Source organism: Streptomyces sp. NPDC058620, from assembly GCF_042717135.1.
GTDB lineage: Bacteria > Actinomycetota > Actinomycetes > Streptomycetales > Streptomycetaceae > Streptomyces.
The window spans coordinates 139,132-157,072 of sequence record NZ_JBHXQO010000008.1 but is presented as its reverse complement, the minus strand read 5'-3'; the positions used below and the strand labels follow the sequence as shown (position 1 = coordinate 157,072).

The 17,941-nt window shown below is 71.0% G+C and carries 12 protein-coding genes; 8 read left to right on the top strand and 4 right to left on the bottom strand.

The features are described 5' to 3' along the window. Positions 1-20 precede the first annotated feature (20 nt). Positions 21-1,337: an L-lysine 6-transaminase gene (gene lat / locus ACFWSK_RS11580; RefSeq protein ID WP_383783680.1), complete on the bottom strand. Its 1,317-nt coding sequence runs from the start codon at positions 1,335-1,337 to the stop codon at positions 21-23. Positions 1,338-1,727: 390 nt separating this feature from the next. Between lat and ACFWSK_RS11575 the strand changes: the two genes are divergently transcribed. From ACFWSK_RS11575 to ACFWSK_RS11555, 5 genes are all read left to right on the top strand, one after another. Continuing rightward, the gene (locus ACFWSK_RS11575; RefSeq protein WP_383783679.1) at positions 1,728-2,927 is read left to right on the top strand and encodes an aminotransferase class V-fold PLP-dependent enzyme; all 1,200 of its coding nucleotides are present in this window, start codon (positions 1,728-1,730) and stop codon (positions 2,925-2,927) included. Positions 2,928-3,004: 77 nt separating this feature from the next. Further along, complete coding sequence (locus tag ACFWSK_RS11570; RefSeq protein ID WP_383783678.1) at positions 3,005-4,540, top strand: aldehyde dehydrogenase family protein; 1,536 nt, start codon at positions 3,005-3,007, stop codon at positions 4,538-4,540. 52 nt (positions 4,541-4,592) lie between these two features. After that, entirely contained in the window at positions 4,593-6,053 is a 1,461-nt protein-coding gene (locus ACFWSK_RS11565) for an MFS transporter (RefSeq protein WP_383783677.1), read from the top strand. A 208-nt stretch (positions 6,054-6,261) separates the two neighbouring features. After that, complete coding sequence (locus ACFWSK_RS11560; protein ID WP_383783676.1) at positions 6,262-10,227, top strand: SGNH/GDSL hydrolase family protein; 3,966 nt, start codon at positions 6,262-6,264, stop codon at positions 10,225-10,227. Between the two features lie 71 nt (positions 10,228-10,298). Further along, positions 10,299-10,691, top strand: coding sequence for a hypothetical protein (locus ACFWSK_RS11555; RefSeq protein WP_383783675.1), 393 nt, complete (start codon positions 10,299-10,301; stop codon positions 10,689-10,691). A gap of 30 nt (positions 10,692-10,721) precedes the next feature. Here ACFWSK_RS11555 and ACFWSK_RS11550 read toward each other — a convergent pair whose 3' ends face one another. Beyond that, positions 10,722-11,888 (bottom strand): P1 family peptidase, encoded by a 1,167-nt coding sequence (locus ACFWSK_RS11550; RefSeq protein ID WP_383783674.1) that lies wholly within the window; start codon positions 11,886-11,888, stop codon positions 10,722-10,724. Positions 11,889-12,101: 213 nt separating this feature from the next. Here ACFWSK_RS11550 and ACFWSK_RS11545 point away from each other — a divergent pair, with 213 nt between their 5' ends. Next, positions 12,102-12,782 (top strand): NUDIX hydrolase, encoded by a 681-nt coding sequence (locus ACFWSK_RS11545; protein WP_383783673.1) that lies wholly within the window; start codon positions 12,102-12,104, stop codon positions 12,780-12,782. A gap of 98 nt (positions 12,783-12,880) precedes the next feature. On the opposite strand, the gene ACFWSK_RS11540 is transcribed toward ACFWSK_RS11545, so the two are convergent. Together ACFWSK_RS11540 and ACFWSK_RS11535 are read right to left on the bottom strand one after the other, a co-directional pair. Beyond that, positions 12,881-13,765, bottom strand: coding sequence for an enoyl-CoA hydratase/isomerase family protein (locus ACFWSK_RS11540; protein ID WP_383783672.1), 885 nt, complete (start codon positions 13,763-13,765; stop codon positions 12,881-12,883). A gap of 8 nt (positions 13,766-13,773) precedes the next feature. Next, a complete protein-coding gene (locus tag ACFWSK_RS11535) occupies positions 13,774-14,556 on the bottom strand; it encodes a phytanoyl-CoA dioxygenase family protein (protein WP_383783671.1) in 783 nt (260 codons plus the stop codon). Positions 14,557-15,038: 482 nt separating this feature from the next. Here ACFWSK_RS11535 and ACFWSK_RS11530 point away from each other — a divergent pair, with 482 nt between their 5' ends. Further along, positions 15,039-16,487: a B12-binding domain-containing radical SAM protein gene (locus ACFWSK_RS11530; RefSeq protein WP_383783670.1), complete on the top strand. Its 1,449-nt coding sequence runs from the start codon at positions 15,039-15,041 to the stop codon at positions 16,485-16,487. Positions 16,488-16,489: 2 nt separating this feature from the next. Continuing rightward, a complete protein-coding gene (locus ACFWSK_RS11525; protein ID WP_383783669.1) occupies positions 16,490-17,914 on the top strand; it encodes an aldehyde dehydrogenase family protein in 1,425 nt (474 codons plus the stop codon). Positions 17,915-17,941 lie beyond the last annotated feature (27 nt).

The window sequence follows — 17,941 nt, the reverse complement described above, 5'->3', positions numbered from 1 at the left end:
GCCGGACTACACGTGGTGTGTCAGGCGAGGGGCTCTGCGACGCTGAGCGCCAGCGCCTCCAGGGCCTGGTCGATCTCGCTCTCGGAGACCGTCAGCGGCGGGCGGAACCGCAGGCTGCGGTCGCCGCACGGCAGGGCGATGACCTGGTGCTCCTGGTACATCCGGCGCAGGACCTCGTCACGGGAGCGGGTGTCGGGCAGGTCGACCGCGCGCATCAGGCCGCGACCGCGCGCGTTGCTCACCACGTCGGAGTGCTTGACGGCGATGGCTTCCAGGCCGTCGCCCAGGTAGCTGCCGAGCCGGCCGACGGTCTCGAAGATCCGCGTGCGCTCGATCGTCTCGAGTATCCGGGTGGCCCGGACCATGTCGGCGAGGTTGCCGCCCCAGGTCGAGCTGATCCGGGAGGAGACGGCGAAGACGTTGTCCACGACCTCGTCGATCCGGCCCCCGCCCATCACTCCGCAGACCTGCGTCTTCTTGCCGAAGGCCACCAGGTCGGGTTCCAGGCCCAGTTGCTGGTAGGCCCAGGCGGTGCCCGTGATGCCGCAGCCGCTCTGCACCTCGTCGAGCACGAACAGGGCGTCGTACTGCCGGCAGAGCCGCTGCATGGACTGGAGGAAGCCGGCGCTCAGATGGTTGTCGCCGCCCTCGCCCTGGATCGGCTCGGCGATGAAGCAGGCGATCATCCCGTCGGCTGCGCGGAACGCCGCCTCCGCGGCCTCCAGTGCCTGCTTCTCGGCCTCCTCGTTCGCCCGGGTGTGCTCCGCGAGCGGATGCCGGAGCGCGGGGGAAGGAATGCGCGGCCAGGAGAATTTGGGATACCGGGTGGTCTTCGAAACCTCGGTATTGGTGAGCGACATGGTGTATCCGCTGCGGCCGTGGAACGACCGCTCCAGGTGCAGCACCTGGAGACCGTTGACGGCCTCGTCGTCGAGGCCCAGTTTCTGCGCCTTCCAGTCGAAGGCCGCCTTGAGCGCGTTCTCGACCGCCAGCGCCCCGCCGTCCACGAAGAACAGGTGCGGCAGCGCCGGATCCCCGAGCACCCGGGCGAACGTCCTGACGAACTCGGCGTACGGAATCGTGTACAGGTCCGGGTTCGAGGGCTTGTTGACGGCGGCGGCGGCGAGGTCCCGCATGAACGCCTCGTCGTCGGTCACACAGGACGGGTTCATACCGAGCGGCGCGGAGGCGAAGAAGGAGAAGCAATCGAGATAGCGGTTTCCGGTGACACCGTCGACGAGCCAGCTTCCGGAACTGGCCGCCAAATCGAGTACGAATCCGTAGCCATCCACGAGAACGTGCGGCTCCAGTGCGCGATGGACATCCCCGGCACTCAAGGCCACTTTCTCAGGAATTCCTTGACCAGGAATTCCTTTTTGTTCACCCGTCGTTGACGTTGCCACAGACATTGCGTCTCCCAGTGTCGTCCTCGGTGAAACCGGAGAGGCGAAATCCGCGGCGCACTCCCAGGTCAGCGCACCTGTTGTATGACCAAAAGCTCTTGATGTTCTCTTCTGCCTCTCTTGCGGTGCTCTTTCGGACGAGTGCTGTCCGGTACCGGAACAGTGGCGGGAAAGAGGTATGGACAGCCCAGGGAAAGTGCCTACACTGACGTGGCCCGCCTCCAGGGCGTAACGCACGAAAGCATTCCGGACCGGTCCGGGGATATGTCGGCAGGCCCGTTTTCTGACTTATGAGTCCGTTGCCTATGGGCGGGAGAACACCACATGGCCGATACCGACTGGGCCGGTGCCCGTGAGCAGATGCTCCTCGACCCCACGGTCGTCAACCTCAACACCGGCTCCGGCGGGCCGCTGCCCCGCCGGGTCTTCGAGCGCGTCACGGCCCTGCGCGGCCGTCTCGCCCACGAGCCGATGGACTTCCTGCTGCGTGACGTTCCCCCGCTGCTGTGGCGGGCGCGCGAGTCGCTGGCGGCGTACGTCGGCAGCGAGCCGCACCGCCTGGTCCTCACCACCAACGTGACCGCGGCCGTCAACCTGGTGGCCTCCTCGCTGCGGCCCGCCGCACCGGGCGAGATCCTGATGAGCGACCACGAGTACACGCCGATGCGGTGGTGCTGGGAGCGCATGGCCCGGGAACGGGGGCTGACCGTACGGACGTTCCGGCTGCCGGACATGCCCCGCGACCCGCAGGAGATCGTCGACGCCGCGGTCGCCGCGATGAACGCGCGGACCCGGGTGCTCTTCTTCAGCCATGTCGTGTCGTCGACGGGGCTGGTGCTGCCCGCGGCCGAACTGTGCGAAGAGGCCCGCAAGCGCTCCGTCCTCACCATGATCGACGGCGCCCACGCCCCGGCCTTCACCGCGCTGGACCTGGCCGCCCTGCCCTGCGACTTCTACGCGGGCAGTGGCCACAAATGGCTGCTCGCACCCACCGGCGTCGGATTCCTGCACATCGGCGCTGACCACACGCGGACCCTGCGGCCGCCCCAGGTGAGCTGGGCCTACCGTCCCCCGGCCGGGAGCGGGCCGCCGGACGAGCGCGACCGCTTCGGCAGCACCCCCCGCCTGCGCAGACTGGAGTGCGAGGGAACGCGGGACATCTGCCCGTGGCTGACCCTGCCGGAGGCCATCGGCTTCCAGGCGGAGCTCGGACACGACAGAATCCGCTCACGTATGCGCGAGATGACGGAGTACGCACGCCAACGCCTCACCGGCTGGTACGGACTGGAACCGGCCACACCGGCTTCGGCGGAACTGTCCGGCGGGATGGTGGCGTTCCATCTGCCCGGAGGTACGGACGCGGACGGCCTGCGCCGCGGCCTCTGGGAGCGCTTCCGGATCGAGTCGGCCGTGGCCGAGCGGCCGGACGGGACCCTGATCCGGGTCTCGACGCACTTCTACACCACCGAGGCCGAGATCGATTTCTTGGCGGAGGCGCTGAAGGATGCGCAGGACCGGGGCTGAGCGCCCCGGAAGTAGTGACAGCTTCGGGTGCCGGCCGGGAACCGGCCTGCACCCGGCACGATCGACCAGGAGTCGGCATGGTTACCGCAGTCAGCAGCACCGAAGACATACGCACCCGGGCGGAGAACGCGCTGGCCAGGTGCGGAGTGGAGCTCGCCTCGGTCAAGGGCGACGCCCTGACCGCCCGTACGCCGGTCACCGGCCAGGACCTGTTCGGACTGCGCGCCGACAGCCCCGAGGACATCGACCGGGCCATCGAGGCGGCGCACGCCGCGTTCCTCGAGTGGCGGACCACCCCGGCGCCGGTGCGCGGCGCGCTGGTCAAGCGGCTCGGCGAACTGCTCACCGAGCACAAGGAGGCGGTGGCCGACCTGGTCACCGTGGAGGCCGGAAAGATCCGCTCCGAAGCACTCGGCGAAGTGCAGGAGATGATCGACATCTGCGACTTCGCGGTGGGCCTGTCCCGGCAGCTCTACGGCCGTACGATGCCGTCCGAGCGCCCCGGCCACCGGCTGATGGAGACCTGGCACCCGCTGGGCGTGGTCGGCGTGATCAGCGCCTTCAACTTCCCGGTCGCCGTGTGGGCGTGGAACGCCGCGGTGGCCCTGGTCTGCGGTGACACCGTGGTCTGGAAGCCGTCCGAGCTGACCCCGCTGACCGCGCTGGCCTGCTCCGCCCTGCTCGACCGCGCCGTCGCCGAGACCGGCGCCCCGGCCCACCTCAACCAGGTGGTGCTCGGCGGCGCGGAGGCCGGCACGCAGCTGGTGGACTCGCCGCTGGTCCCGCTGGTCAGCGCGACCGGCTCGACCCGGATGGGCCGCGAGGTCGGCCCCCGGGTGGCGGCCAGGTTCGGCCGCACCATCCTGGAGCTCGGCGGCAACAACGCGGCCGTGGTCACCGCCTCGGCCGACCTCGATCTCACCCTCAACGCCGCCGTGTTCGCGGCGGCGGGCACCGCCGGCCAGCGGTGCACCACACTCCGCAGGCTGATCGTGCACGCCGACGTCGTGGACACCGTCGTCGAGCGGCTCGCCGCCGCGTACCGCAGGCTCCCGATCGGCGACCCGTTCCAGGAGTCGACCCTCGTCGGCCCGCTGGTGAACGGGGCGGCGCGCGCCAGGATGCGCGAGTCCCTGGACCGGGCGGTCCAGGAGGGCGGCACCGTGGTCGTCGGCGGTGAACGCCGGCTGGAGGACGAGGCGCCCGACGCCGGTTACGTACGGCCCGCGCTCGTGACGATGCCCGCGCAGACCGCCGTCGTCCGCGAGGAGACCTTCGCGCCCATCCTGTACGTCCTGACCTACCGGGACCTCGACGAGGCGATCCGGCTGCACAACGACGTCCCGCAGGGCCTGTCTTCCGGGATCTTCACCGCGGACCAGAGCGAGGCCGAACGGTTCATCGCGGCGGACGGTGCGGACTGCGGCATCGTCAACGTCAACATCGGCACCTCGGGGGCCGAGATCGGCGGGGCCTTCGGCGGCGAGAAGGAGACCGGCGGCGGCCGCGAGTCCGGCTCCGACGCCTGGCGCGCCTATATGCGCCGCGCGACCAACACGGTGAACTACTCGGGCCGGGTGGCACTGGCGCAGGGGGTGGACTTCTCCCAGTAGAGCGGTACAGACGTACGGCACCGTCCTGGCTGAACGGCTCCTGGGGAGGGACATGCGTGGCGGGACCACTGCCACGTCGACGCTCGCGTTGGCGTGTGCGGCGCAGTTCATCGTTCTGTTCGACGTCTCGGTGATCACCGTCGCGCTTCCTTCGATGCAGAAGGAACTCGGCTTCGATCCGGCGAACCTCCAATGGGTCGTCAGCAGTTACGCGTTGGCGTTCGCCGGGCTGCTGCTGCTGGGCGGGCGGCTGGGCGATCTGTACGGGCACCGGCGCGTGTTCCTCATCGGCCTCTCGGTGTTCGTCGTCGCCGGGACGGCCGGCGGGCTCGCGACGTCGCCCGCGCTGCTGATCGCGGCGCGGGCGGCGAAGGGGGTCGGGGCGGCCGTACTCGCTCCGCTGGCCCTGACCATGGTGACCACCACGTTCCCCGAGGGCCCGCGGCGGACCAGGGCGCTCGCGATCTGGACCGCGGTCAGTCTGGCCGGCGGGGCGTCGGGCAATCTGTTCGGCGGCATCCTGACCGAGTACCTGTCCTGGCGCTCGGTGCTGCTGATCAACGTGCCGATCGGCATTCCCCTGCTCCTGCTGGCCGCCCGGCTGCTCAAGGGACGCACCGCTCCGGCGCGGCGGGTCCGGCTCGATCTGCCCGGCGCGGTGCTGGCGACGGCGGGGCTCGCACTCCTCACCCTCGGCATCGCCCAGGCCCGCGTCCACGCCTGGAGCGACCCGGCCACGGCCCTGCCCCTCACCGGCGGGATCGTCGCCCTCGCCGGCTTCGTGGCGGTGGAGAAGTGGTACGCCGCCCAGCCACTGGTCCCGCCCGGCCTGTTGAGGCTGCCCGGGGTCGGCTGGGGGAACGTGGGGATGATGCTGGCCGGAGCCGGGTTCCATATCCCGATCTGGTACTTCCTGACCCTCACCATGCAGGGGGTGCTGCACTACAGCGCCGCGCAGACGGGCCTGGGATTCCTCCCGCACACCGTGGTGATGCTGCTGGTCGGCCTGTTCCTGACCCCGTGGCTGATGCGGTACGTACAGGCCCGTGCCCTGATCGCCGCCGGGGCGCTCACCGCCGCGGCGGGCTTCCTGTGGCAGAGCGGCATCAGTCCCGAAAGCAGCTACCTCGGCGGGATACTCGGCCCGGCCGTGGTGATCTCGTTCGGCGGCGGTCTCGTGAGCACCCCGCTGACCCTCACGGTCACCTCCGGGGTAGGGCCCACCGAGGCCGGGGCCGCGTCCGGACTGGTCAACACCTCACGGCAGTTCGGCGGGGCGTTCGGTCTCGCCGTACTGCTCACCCTCACCACCAGCGGCGCCCCGGGACCGCCCGCCGCGCTCATGGAGAGTTACGGGAACGCGTTCCGGGCGATGGCCGTCATCCTGGTCCTCCTCGCGGCGATCACCCCCCTGCTCCCCGCCCAGCGCCACCTGACGCGCAAGGGCCAGGGAGCGCCCGCAGCCGGAACGGAGGTGCCCGAGGGAGGAGAGCGGCAGAAGAGCGCCCGGTGACACGATGGCATGGACGAGCCGAATCAGCTGCGGTCGAGATCTGTCGATCTCCCGCCTCACGTCAAGGTCTCCGCCCCCAGGGAGCCTGCCTTCGTGTGCCTGCGGGCGCCGGTTCCCGGGTGCGGTCACGCGCCCTGTCCTGGGCGCGAACAGCCAGGAAAAGGACGGGAACTTGAGACGCAGCGTATTAAGGCATGCGCGTGTTTCGGTGGCTGCTGTCGCCGCTCTCGCGGTGGCCTGCGGTGTCGGGACGACGCAGGCCTTCGCGGACGCAGTACCCCCGGGCGCGGCGAACGGCTGGTCCGCACCGACCACGCCCTCGGCCGACGGGACCGACACGAGGGTCAAGCCCCTCGCGGTACCCGCGAAGAAGCGGGCCGAGGTGCTGGGGAAGGACTACCGGTCCTCCTCGGACCAGGCGTTCACCACCTCGGGTGACGGCTCGGGCTTCCATGTGATGGTGGCCGACGAGAAGGACGGCTACCGGTGGAAGACCGCCGCCTCGCTGTCCGAGCCGGGCTTCGACACGGACGCGTGGATCGGCAACGCGTGTCTGACCGAATCGGGCCGGTACGCCGCCGTGGCGTACGCCCCCCGCACGTTCACGAACAAGCCCGATCTGATGAGCCGCGGCGCGTTCACCGCCATCGTGGACCTGCGCAGCGGCGACGTGCGCAAGCTGCCGTTCCAGGCCACGCTGGCGTACTTCTCCCCGGGCTGCGGTACGGGCGAGGACGTGGTGTTCTCCCAGTTCACCGACGAGAACACCTCGAAGAGGAACGAGACCCGGCTGGTCAGGGTCGAGGCCGGCACGGGCACCTCCGCCAAGGCGACGGTAGCCGGTCAGGTCACCTCGGCGGTTCCGGTCGGCGGCGAGATCGTCGCCGCGCGCGGCCGGCAGGTCGTGAAGATCAACGGCTCGACGGTGCGGACGGTGGCCCCCACCCACGCCCCGCCGTTCCAGCTGAAGCCGGACGCCGACGGCGGTGTGACCTTCATCGACCGCCTCCCCGGCGGCAAGGCGGGGTCCGCGGCCGACGACAAGGCGGCCGTCTCCCGGGTCACCGCGAGCACGCTGCGGACCGCGAACGGCAAGGGCCGGGCCGCGAAGCTCGCCGAGGGCGGGCTCAGCCGGTTCGACATCGCGCGCACGCCCTCGGGCGCGGTGTACGTCACCGGTGAGGCACGCAGCAAGGGGGCACTGCCCTCCGCCGTCCGCAACCCGGGTGGCATCGCCAAGGACGCGCGGATCTCCAGCCGCGGCGCCGCCGCGGTGACCACCGCGTGGGCCGACGGCAAGGACTCACGGATCGCGGCGGAGGACGCGGCCTCGCCGCGCGCCGCCAGGATCACCCTGAAGGCACTCGACACGGGTGAGACGGCCGTTCTGGACGCCGCTCCGGGCAACCGGATCGGCGACGAGAAGGCCCAGCGCGCCGCGACCGCGATGAGCCCCGCCCTGGGCGCGGCCCCGAAGTCCGGCGGTGTGTCGACGATGGCCACGCCCATCGACACGGACCGCACGTGCTCGGTGCCCAGGAACGACGTGAAGAAGCAGGCGTTCCAGCCGACCCCGCGGCAGATCGAGTGGGCCGTGGACCAGGCCGTCGTCGGCCAGCTCAACAAGCACGTCACCCGGCCGGCGAACTGGAAGAACACCGGCATGGCGGGGTACGCCCCGCAGTCGATGTTCCCCCTGACGCCCCTGGCGGGCGGCAGCGGTGCCGACTGGCACGTACCGGCGCAGGTGATGCTCGGCATCACCGCGCAGGAGTCGAACATGTGGCAGGCCACCCGGTACGCGGTACCGGGCGTCTCGGCCAACCCGCTGATCGGCAACTTCTACGGCATCGAGTACTCCTCCGACGGTGAGCAGAGCGACCCCTGGCTCATCAACTGGAGCAAGTCCGACTGCGGTTACGGTGTCACGCAGGTCACCGACGGCATGCGGCTCCCGGGCAAGGGCCAGCCGACGAAGACGGTGGCGCAGCAGGAGGCCATCGCCCTCGACTACGCCGCGAACATCGCGGCGGGCGTGAACATCCTGATCGAGAAGTGGAACCAGACGCGCGCCGACGGTCTCATGATCAACGGCGGTGACCCGAAGTACATCGAGAACTGGTTCTTCGCCCTGTGGGCGTACAACAGCGGTTACTACAAGCAGGCTTCGTCCGGCACCACCTCCGGCAAGTGGGGCGTGGGGTGGACGAACAACCCGGCGAACCCGCTGTGGAAGGAGAACCGCACCCCGTTCCTGGAGGACTACGCCGGGTACGACGACTACAGCCACGCCGCGCACCCGCAGGACTGGCCGTACTCGGAGAAGGTCATCGGCTGGGCGGCCCGTCCGCTCGCGGCGATGTTCAAGCCCGGTGACTTCCAGCCCGGTTACCGTGCCGCGTGGTGGACGTCCACGGCCAACCGCACGACGGCCAAGCCCCCGATCGGCCTGTTCTGCGACGCCAGCAACGACTGCAACCCGTCGAAGATCGGCACGGGCGCGACGAACGACACCGGCGGCGGCCCCTGCCTGCTGCCCGGCAACGAGTCGGACCCGCTGTACCTGAAGTGCTGGTTCCACAAGTCCGTCACGTGGAAGAACTGCTCCAGCAGTGCCCAGTGCGGGCACCCGCTCCACCGGTTCGACACCACCTATCCGGAACAGCCTGACGAGAACTCGTACCCGCCGCGGTGTGCGTCCGGGCTGCCCACCGGAACGAAGATCGTCGACGATGTCGCCAACGGCGTCACCCCAGTGGGGTCCACCGGACGATCGTGCGGCGCGGTGTCCTCGTCGGGAACGTTCAACTTCGACTTCGGCAGCGCCTCGTCCCGGATCGACCTCCATCAGATCGGTGCGGCGCACAACAACCACTTCTGGTTCACCCACACCAACAAGGTGGGGACGACGGACGCCACCCGTATGAAGACCACGGGCACCTGGACGCTGGGCACGGCGGACCGGGGGTGGATGCGGGTCTGGGCGCACGTGCCCGACCACGGTGCTCATACCCGTCAGGCCGCCTATGTCGTGGGCGGTACGAACTCCACCAGCCCGAAGCGGGTGAAGCCGCAGCGGGTGCTGGAGAACAAGTGGGTGTCGCTCGGGGTGTTCAACTTCACCGGCGTGCCGACCGTGGCGCTGTCGAACGTGACCGAGGACGGCAAGGGCACGGAGGACGTGGCGTGGGACTCGGTCGGCTTCGAGCCGATGGGTGCCAAGCCGACCCATCAGGTCGTCGCCATGGGCGACTCGTACTCCTCGGGTGAAGGCGCCTCCGAGCCCGGCGGCGACGACTACTACATCGAGTCCGACTACTACAACGCGCAGCAGCCGGACACCGAGAACAACTGTCACCGGTCCAAGCACGCCTGGTCGCGTCAGGCCACCCTGCCCGGCTACACCAAGTCCATCGGGCAGATGGCCGACGACCGCGACAAGATCATGGACTACCAGTTCGTGGCGTGTTCCGGTGCGCGGTACTACAACATCCTGAGCAAGGGCCAGAACAGCGAGCTGCCGCAGATCCAGCAGGGGTATCTCGACCAGAACACCACGCTGGTCACCCTGTCGGTCGGCGGTAACGACGCCCGGTTCGCCGACATCGTCCAGGAGTGCGTCACGGCCGGGACCGTGTGCAACAACAACTCCATCGGAGCCGTCAACCCCGACAACGGGGACGAGACCGGCGCCGAGACGGGTCCGCTGGACGTTTGGGCTCCCAAGTGGCTCAACGAGCAGATCAGGCCGCGTCTGACCGGCATGCTCAACGAGCTCCACAAGAAGGCGCCGAACGCGAAGATCGTGCTCATGGGCTACCCGAGGCTCCTTGAGGGCGTCGGGGGCTGTGTCCTCGGTATCGGTACCGAGGAGGCGCCGTGGCTGAACAGCATGGCGAACACGCTGGCCAACGAGATGCAGGGTGCGGTGAACGACGCCAACCGCCTGTACGCGGCCAAGGCGGTGTTCTCCGACCCGCGCGACGAGTTCGCCGGCAAGGCGATCTGTGGTGATCCGGAGACGGTCCACGGCATCGTGCTGTCCGGTCACGGCAAGGCAGACGCCCGTGACCCGGACTGGCTGCCCGGCAACATCGCACCGTCGATGAAGTCGTTCCACCCGAAGATCCCGGGTGCGCGACTGTACGCCGACAGCCTGCAGAACACGCTGTAGGTACGGAGAAAGGGCGGGGACCTGAGTACGTGTACTCAGGTCCCCTGCCTGTGCCATGAAAGGCTGAAGGTATGACGATCGCGGCGAGAACCGCTCGTGGGGTGAAGGGCGCCGTCGCGTCGGCGGTGGCCGCCACCGTCTGCTACGTGATCTGGTCGGGCGGCAGGGACTGGGCCGCGGGGGTGCGGGACGCCGATCCGGACGCCTTCCTCGCCGGCTCCGTCGAGTCGGTACTGGCGCTCATCGCCGGGGTGGCGTGCATGCCGGTGCTGCTGTGGGCGGGGATGCGCGCGATGCAGGAGCGGGGCAGTCACCTGCTCGTCCTCGCGGGCACCGGGGTGTGGTTCTTCCTCGGGGGCCATGTGGTCGAGGACGCCGTCGACGGCGTCGGCACGGCGCTGTTCCTCGCCCTGTTCGCGGTGCTCGGCGGGCTGCTGGCGCTGGTCAGGACACCGGACAAGTGACGGTCCCCCGGCCCTTCTTCCGCTGAGCTGTCAGCCGTAGAGCTCACGGTAGGAGGGGAAGACACCGCCCGGACCGTCGACGCCTCCGGCGGCGAGAGCGGCGTGCACCACGGCCCGGGTGAGCACATCGGCCCCCGCCGCGAGCACCGCGTTGAGTTCCATGGCTTCCAGGTGCGCACCCCAGCCCGAACGGTCCGCCGTCCCGTCGGGTGTCTCCGGGCTCTCGGGCACCAGCGGCAGCCGCCCGGTGGACAGCGCGAACACGGTGTCGCCGTCGGTGAGCAGATGCACCGGCCGCACCGCGCGGGCCAGGCCGTCGTGCGCGGTACCGGCCAGCTTCTGCGCCTGCGGACGGGTCAGCGTCGCGTCGGTGGCGACCACGGCCAGCGTGGTGTTGAGCGGCTGCACCGGACCCGCCTGCCGCCGCCGGGTCTCCTCGCGGGCCGCCGACAGCCGCTCCTGCGCCCGGGTGTGCCGTTCCTCGTCCGGGGGCGTGGCGGACAGCCCGCGCGCCAGGAACTCGTCGCCGAGGCCCGTCCGGGCGCCGTAGAGGATGCCGCTGCCGGGGTCGAGCAGCGAGCCGGCCGCGTTCACCACCGCGAGCGCCGCCACGGTCGCCCCGGACGGCAGGACCACGCTCGCCGTACCGACGCCGCCCTTGATCCCGCCGGCCACCGCGCCGGTGCCCGCGCCGACGCACCCCTGCGGCACCTCGGCGCCCGTCTCCGTACCGTCCGCCGCTTCGACGGCCGCGCGCCCGAGGTCCGCACCGGGCCTGGCCCGCCACCGCCCGCCGCGCCCGAGGTCGAACAGGGCGGCGGCAGGGACCACCGGGACCACCTGGGCCGGGCCGGGCCCCACGCGGAAGCCGCGCCCCCGCTCCTCCAGCCACTGCGCCACTCCGCCCGCCGCGTCGAGCCCGAAGGCGCTGCCGCCGGCCAGCACCACGGCGTCGATGCGCTGCACCAGGTTGCGCGGGTCCAGCGCGTCGGTCTCACGGGTTCCGGGGCCGCCCCCGCGCACGTCGACGGCGGCCACGACACCGCCGTCGGGCGCGAGGACCACGGTGACGCCGGTCAGCCAGCCGTCACCGGTGCGTCCCGCGTGGCCCACCCGCAGCCCCGGCACATCCGTCAGCGCGTTCATCGGCCCGGTCATCGGCGCCCCGGCCCCGTCCGTCCCCTGACGCACACTCATCCGCTTTCCTCCCCGAGACGCCCCTGCGGCGCGATCACCTCAAGGTACCGGGCGCCACACGGCGCACGGCGGCCCCAACTCGGCTGTCTGTACGGCCTTTCGGCAGTCATGCCCCGAGCACATCGCGGGGCGTCTCAAAGGGCATGACCGATTCCTCGCCAATGCCGGTGGAGACCGGGGCCGGGGACCGGCGGCTCCCCTACGCTGGCGGCCGTGGCTCTCGACACGGGACTTGTGCCCGGACCCCACGTCCCTTCCTGGCTGACCGACGTGGCCCTGCGGGCCGGCCGGGACAGCGCTCCGGAACTGGAGCGCTACACCTCGCCGGGGCCCGCGTCAGGCAGGTCCTCCGCCGTCCTGGTGCTCTTCGGCTCCGGGGAGAACGGCCCCGATCTGCTGTTCCTGCGGCGGTCCGGCGCGCTGCGCGACCATCCGGGGCAGGTGTGCTTCCCCGGCGGCTCCGTGGGGCCGCAGGACCGCGACGCGGTGCACACCGCCCTGCGCGAGACCACGGAGGAGACCGGACTCGACCGGGCGGCCATCCGTGTCGTCACCCCGTTGCGCCCGCTGTACCTGGCCTGGAGCGGCTTCTCCGTCACGCCCGTGCTCGGCTGGTGGGAGGGCGGTACGGCCCCCGCGAGCGACGGCAGCGAGATCGTGTCCGTGCACCGGGTCCCCGTACGGGATCTCGCCGATCCCGCGGGCCGGCTGCGGGTCCGTATGACGGCGGGCTACACCGGGCCGGGCTTCCTGGCCGGGGAGCTGTTCCTGTGGGGCTTCACCGGGAGCCTCGTCGCCTGGCTGCTGCGGCTGGCGGGGTGGGAGCGCCCGTGGGACACCACCCGGGTCGAGGAACTCGCCGACGCCAAGCGCCGTTACGGGGGCGTCGGCTGAAGCACCCCGGGCGGACGGGCTGAAGCGCCCCGGGCGGACGGCCGGGGTGCATCAGCCCGCCCGCCCGGGGCGCCGGGAGTGCCTGGAAGTGAGGGAGGTCAGTCCGCCTCGCCGCGGCGGGCCGCCCGCTCGCGCTGGCCCTCACGGAATCCGTCCACCGGCCCGGTGGAACCTCGCATCAGCGCGAGGTACTCACGCGTCTCCACCGCGACGGCCTCCTCCACGGAGACCCCGAGACCGCCCATGACGGCGGCCTTCAGATGGCGCAGGCAGTCCCCCGGCATCGCGGCCAGCGTGGCGGCGAGCGCCGTGGTCTCCTCGCGCAGCCGGTCCTTGGGAACCGCCCGCAGGGCCAGACCCGTCGACACGGCTTCGGCGGCCGAAAGCCAACGGCCGGTCAGCAGCATCTCCATCGCGGGCTGGAGGCCCATCTTGCGCACCGCGCGGTGGGAGGCACCGGCGCCCGGCATGTGGCCGTAAGGCGTGTGGACATCGCCGATCCGCGCCTCCTCCGAGATCAGCACCAGGTCACAGGCCATGGCCAGCTCGAAGCCGCCCGCCCGCGCCTTGGCCTGCACCATCGCGATGGTCGGCATGGGCAGCCGCTCCAGGGCGAACGCCACCCGGTTCATCCGCGCCAGGTAGACCTCGAACATCTCGGTGTCGCCCTTGTCGCCCGCCAGCACCTCGCCCAGGAACCCCAGATCGCTGCCGATGCAGAAGGCCCGGTCCCCTGCGCCGGTGAACACGAGCACCTTGGTGATCCCGTCGTCCGCCACCCGCGCGAAGGCGTCGATGAGCTCGTGGTGCATGCGCTCGGTGGTGGCGTTGAGCCGCTCGGGCCGGTTGAGGGTGACCCAGGCGATGCCGTCGGCGCGTTCGAGCAGGATCGTCTCGTACGTGTCCGGGTGAAGGCCGGCCGGACCTGCGGGCGAGGTGCCGGCAGCGGTGCCGGTGTCCGTGGCGGTGTGGGTGCCGGACATCGGACCGCTCACCGGATCAGGTCGGCGGCGAGCGGGTAGTCGGTCATCGGCCGGCCGCGCACCGTCGTGTCGGCCCGCACGAAGACCAGCGAATAGGCGCGCCTGGGCTGGTCGGTGAGGTTGGGGCCCGAGCCGTGCAGGGTGTTGATGTGGTGCACCAGGGCGCTGCCCGCCGGGATGGGGTACGGCACCGTCTCCTGGTCGGTCAGAGCCTCGACGAGGACGGCGCCCTCCTCGGGGCGTACGTGCTCGACCCGGCCCAGGCGGTGGGTGCCCTTCACGTAGTGCACGCAGCCGTTCTCCAGGGTGGCGTCGTCCAGGGCCATCCAGATGGTGACGGCGTCCGGCGGGTCCAGGTGCCAGTAACGGTTGTCCTGGTGCAGCACCAGGCGGCTGCGTTCGCCCTTGCCCGCGGGCTTGTAGAAGGAGTGGTCGCGGAAGAGCCGTACGGGCCCGCCGAGCAGGGCCTCCACCCGGGGCACCAGGTCGGGGCGGCGGATCTGTTCCTCGCACACGGGGTCGTTCTGCCAGATGCCGATCTTCTGGAGCAGCGCCCTGTCGCTCGGCCTCTCCGTCGTCTCGGACAGGTCGAGGACGCCTTCGGCGGGCTTGTCGCCCTCCGCGAAGAACGCCCGCTCCATGGACGCGCGGAGCGCGATCACCTGGGAGGGCGTCAGGACGTTGTCCCAGCGGATCACTCCGTCCCGCTCGAACGTCTCGCGGTCTGCCTCGGGGTCCGACGTCACCGTCGTCACGTCCGCTGCGTCGGCCGGTCGCTGGAAAGCGGTCATCGGTACCTCTCCGGAGCGCGTGCAGGGTCACTTCGATCTGCTGAACTCCGCAGCGATGCTGCCACAGAGCCGGCGCCCGGCACAGCAGCCGTTGGCGCATCACCGTGATGCGCCCACTGCATGGCCGGAGGCGGGTCGTGCGCCCATGCCACGGCAGTGCGGGGGCGACCCGTTAAAGGCATTGGACGGCGCCGGAGGGCCGTGGTGGTCTGGAGCACACGTGCAGTCCGGCCCAGCTCTTCCAGCACACCGCTGTCGATCGACCGGAGTCACCTCCGGGCACGCCATCACGCCGGGCCGGTCGCCCGGCGGCCACCCCCCGTCCCCGATCAACCGCTGACGACCGGAGCAGGCCCACCGTGTGACTCGCGGGCCGCACGCACCACACGTTTCGCCGGCCCACAGGCCCCGTGTGCACGCAGGCTGCGGGCGGTCAGCCCGGCCGCGCCTGAGGACTGTCCACTCGCAGGAGGCAGACAAGCATGCAAGTTCTTCTCGTGAACGCTCGCCGGTCGGCGTACTCAGGGGAGTCGATCTCCGCACCGCAGTTGGGGCTGCTGTCCCTGGCCGCCGTACTGCGGGAAGGCACCTTCCACGACACCAAGGGCACCGACGTCCACTTCATCGACGACCAGCTCTTCGTCCTGCAGAGGCCGCTCGCCACGCCCAACGAGCCCCTGCGGGGCTTCAGCCCTGACATCGTCGGCATCCAGGTGCTGACCTCCAGCCTCAAGAACGGCGTCAAGCTCGCCTCCGAGGTCAAGCACCACCACCCGCAGGCCCTGACCGTGCTGGGCGGTGTCGGCGCGACCCCGCTGGCCCGCCAGCTGGTCGAGGACGGCTCCGCCGACGTCGTCGTCAAGGGCGAGGGCGAGGTCACCTTCTCGCACCTGGTCTTCGAGTTCGGCAACAACGGCCGCAAGAACCTCCACAAGGTGCGCGGGATCGTCTTCCGTGACGACGACGGCAACGTCGTCGAGACGGCCGCGGCCCCGCAGGTGATGCGCCTGGACAAGCTGCCCATGCCGGCCCGCGACCTGGCCGACATGGAGCGGTACCGGACCATCTCGCGCGGCCGGGCCGGCAACGTCGTCACCGCCCGCGGCTGCTCGTACGCCTGCGCCTACTGCTACTCCAAGCACCAGTGGGGTGTCGGCCAGCGCCGGCACAGCGCGGGGCGGGTCCTGGCGGAGATCCGCGAACTCGTCGAGGTGCACGGTTTCGACCGCATCCGGATCGAGGACGACGACTTCGTCGAGGACGTCCCGCGCATGCAGGAGCTGTGCCAGGCCATCGAGGACTCCGGTCTGCAGGGCAAGTTCGAGTGGGAGGCCAAGGCCAGGCCCGACCTCATCGACGACGACATGGCGAAGATGCTGCGCAAGTCCGGCTGCTTCCGGCTGCTGGTGGGCGTCGAGACGCTGGACTGGTCGCTGCTCAAGCGCCTGGGCCGGCCGGTCAAGGTCGCGGTGACCGAACGGGCCCTGGACTCCCTGGGCAAGGCCGGCATCGGTACCCAGGCCACGATGATCCTGGGCATCCCCGGCGAGACCGACGAGGCGATGCGCTCGACCATCACCTGGCTGCAGGCCCGGCTCGGCGACAACCCCCACGACATCGTCTCCCCCTGCTTCTTCGTGCCGTTCCACGCGGACCTGGAGAAGGACATGGCGAAGCGCGTCGAGTTCACGGTCGAGACCAGCGACACCGACTGCTACACCGGGCACGTCCCGGTGACGTCCAGCCCCGGGGCCTCCATCGACGAGCTGTGGAAGCTCTACGACGACATGACCCCGACCCGCAAGGACGGCCAGTACAAGCGCATCGCCTTCCTCGCCAACCTGAAGACCGTGCAGACCCGCCTCGGTCTGATGGACGGTGGCGCACCGATGGCCAAGGAGCCCGCGGCCCTGGTCCCGGAGGTCCAGTGACGATGCTCACGACAGCGGCCGGGACGGCCTCCCCGGCTGTCCCGGGCACTGCGGGCACCCTGGACGTTCCGGCGTACTCGGGCTCGCGCCCGGTGATGTCGAACCGGCCGGGGCAGCTGGACGACGGTGCCGGACGGCCGCTGGCCCGCCTGGGCAACGCCGGGCGGCTTGTGCAGTTCGGGATGGCGCAGGAGGCCGAGAAGACGGCCCGTGTACTGCGCGGGATCGACGACGACGCCTGGTTCGGGCTGCTGCGCGACGCCGCCGGGCGGCTCACCGCCCGGCTGGACGGCGGGGAGCTCGGCCCGTGGCTGCGGGCGCTGTCCGCGGCGACGGGCCTGCCGTCGCGGCGGGCGGAGCGCGGTGTCCGTACGGTCGCCGATGACCTTGGCCGGATGGAGGAGATCCTCGCCGCGCAGTCCCCGGACGGGACCGTCTCCGCGTACCGGACCGGCGGCGACGACCCGCGGTGGAGCTGGCGGCCGGCCGGGCGCTCCGTGCATGTGCGGGTGCCCGACAACTTCCCGACCATCGGCATCGAGTGGATGCAGGCGCTGGCCGCGCGCCGTCCGGTGCTGCTGAGCACCTCCGCCAAGGACCCGTTCACCGCGGTACTGGTCACCGAGGCGCTGTACGCCGCGGGGCTGCCGGACAACGCGGTGTCGCTGGTGCACGGCGACGCGCCCGCCCTGCGCCGGCTGGCCGACCAGGTGCTGTGGCCCGGTGAGGAGGTGCCCGGGGACCTGCCGCCGGGGAAGGTCAAGACGTACCACTACGGCCGCAGCAAAGCGCTCGTCGGCGACGACGGTCCGAAGGACGCCTGGGAGCGGCTGGCCCGGGAGGCGTTCGCGGGCTGCGGCCGGCTGTGCACCAACATCAGTTCCCTGGTCGTGCTCGGCGACGCCGAGGAGGCCGCGGGGCAGCTCGCGCGGGAGTTCGCGGCCCGTCCGGTGCTGCCGCTGGACGACCCGTCGGCCTCGGTGCCTGCCTTCCCGGACCGTGCCGTGCGGGACGCTCTGGCGACGCGCATCGAGCGGGAGATCGCGGCGGGCGCGGTCGATGTCACCGAGGGCGCCTCCGGGGTGCCGCTGCGGGTGGATCTCGACGGTGTGGCGTATCTGCGCCCCACGGTGCTGCTGCTGGACGCGGGTTCGCCGCTGTTCGGCACGGAACTGCCGTTCCCGTTCACCGCCGTGGCGCACGTACCCCGCTCCAAGGCGGTCGCGGCCTGCGCGGGTTCACTGATCGTGTCCGTGCTCGGCGAGGCGGGCGGGCTGGTCCGGGCGCTCGCCGAGGAGCCGGGTGTCGACAAGGTCTTCGGCGGCGAGGACTTCGACCGCGGCTACGACCCCCGCGATCCGCACGAGGGGTATCTGGCCGACTTCCTGTTCAAGAAGAAGGCAGTTCTGCCGGGCACCTCCGCGTGACCGGCGGCAGCAACAGCATCAGAGAAG

Coding starts and splice junctions, on each gene's coding strand:
- ACFWSK_RS11550 (WP_383783674.1), bottom strand. CDS start 11,888: ATGAGTGTGCGTCAGGGGACGGACGGGGCCGGGGCGCCGATGACCGGG.
- ACFWSK_RS11570 (WP_383783678.1), top strand. CDS start 3,005: ATGGTTACCGCAGTCAGCAGCACCGAAGACATACGCACCCGGGCGGAG.
- ACFWSK_RS11565 (WP_383783677.1), top strand. CDS start 4,593: ATGCGTGGCGGGACCACTGCCACGTCGACGCTCGCGTTGGCGTGTGCG.
- ACFWSK_RS11530 (WP_383783670.1), top strand. CDS start 15,039: ATGCAAGTTCTTCTCGTGAACGCTCGCCGGTCGGCGTACTCAGGGGAG.
- ACFWSK_RS11575 (WP_383783679.1), top strand. CDS start 1,728: ATGGCCGATACCGACTGGGCCGGTGCCCGTGAGCAGATGCTCCTCGAC.
- ACFWSK_RS11535 (WP_383783671.1), bottom strand. CDS start 14,556: ATGACCGCTTTCCAGCGACCGGCCGACGCAGCGGACGTGACGACGGTG.
- ACFWSK_RS11525 (WP_383783669.1), top strand. CDS start 16,490: ATGCTCACGACAGCGGCCGGGACGGCCTCCCCGGCTGTCCCGGGCACT.
- ACFWSK_RS11555 (WP_383783675.1), top strand. CDS start 10,299: ATGACGATCGCGGCGAGAACCGCTCGTGGGGTGAAGGGCGCCGTCGCG.
- ACFWSK_RS11540 (WP_383783672.1), bottom strand. CDS start 13,765: ATGTCCGGCACCCACACCGCCACGGACACCGGCACCGCTGCCGGCACC.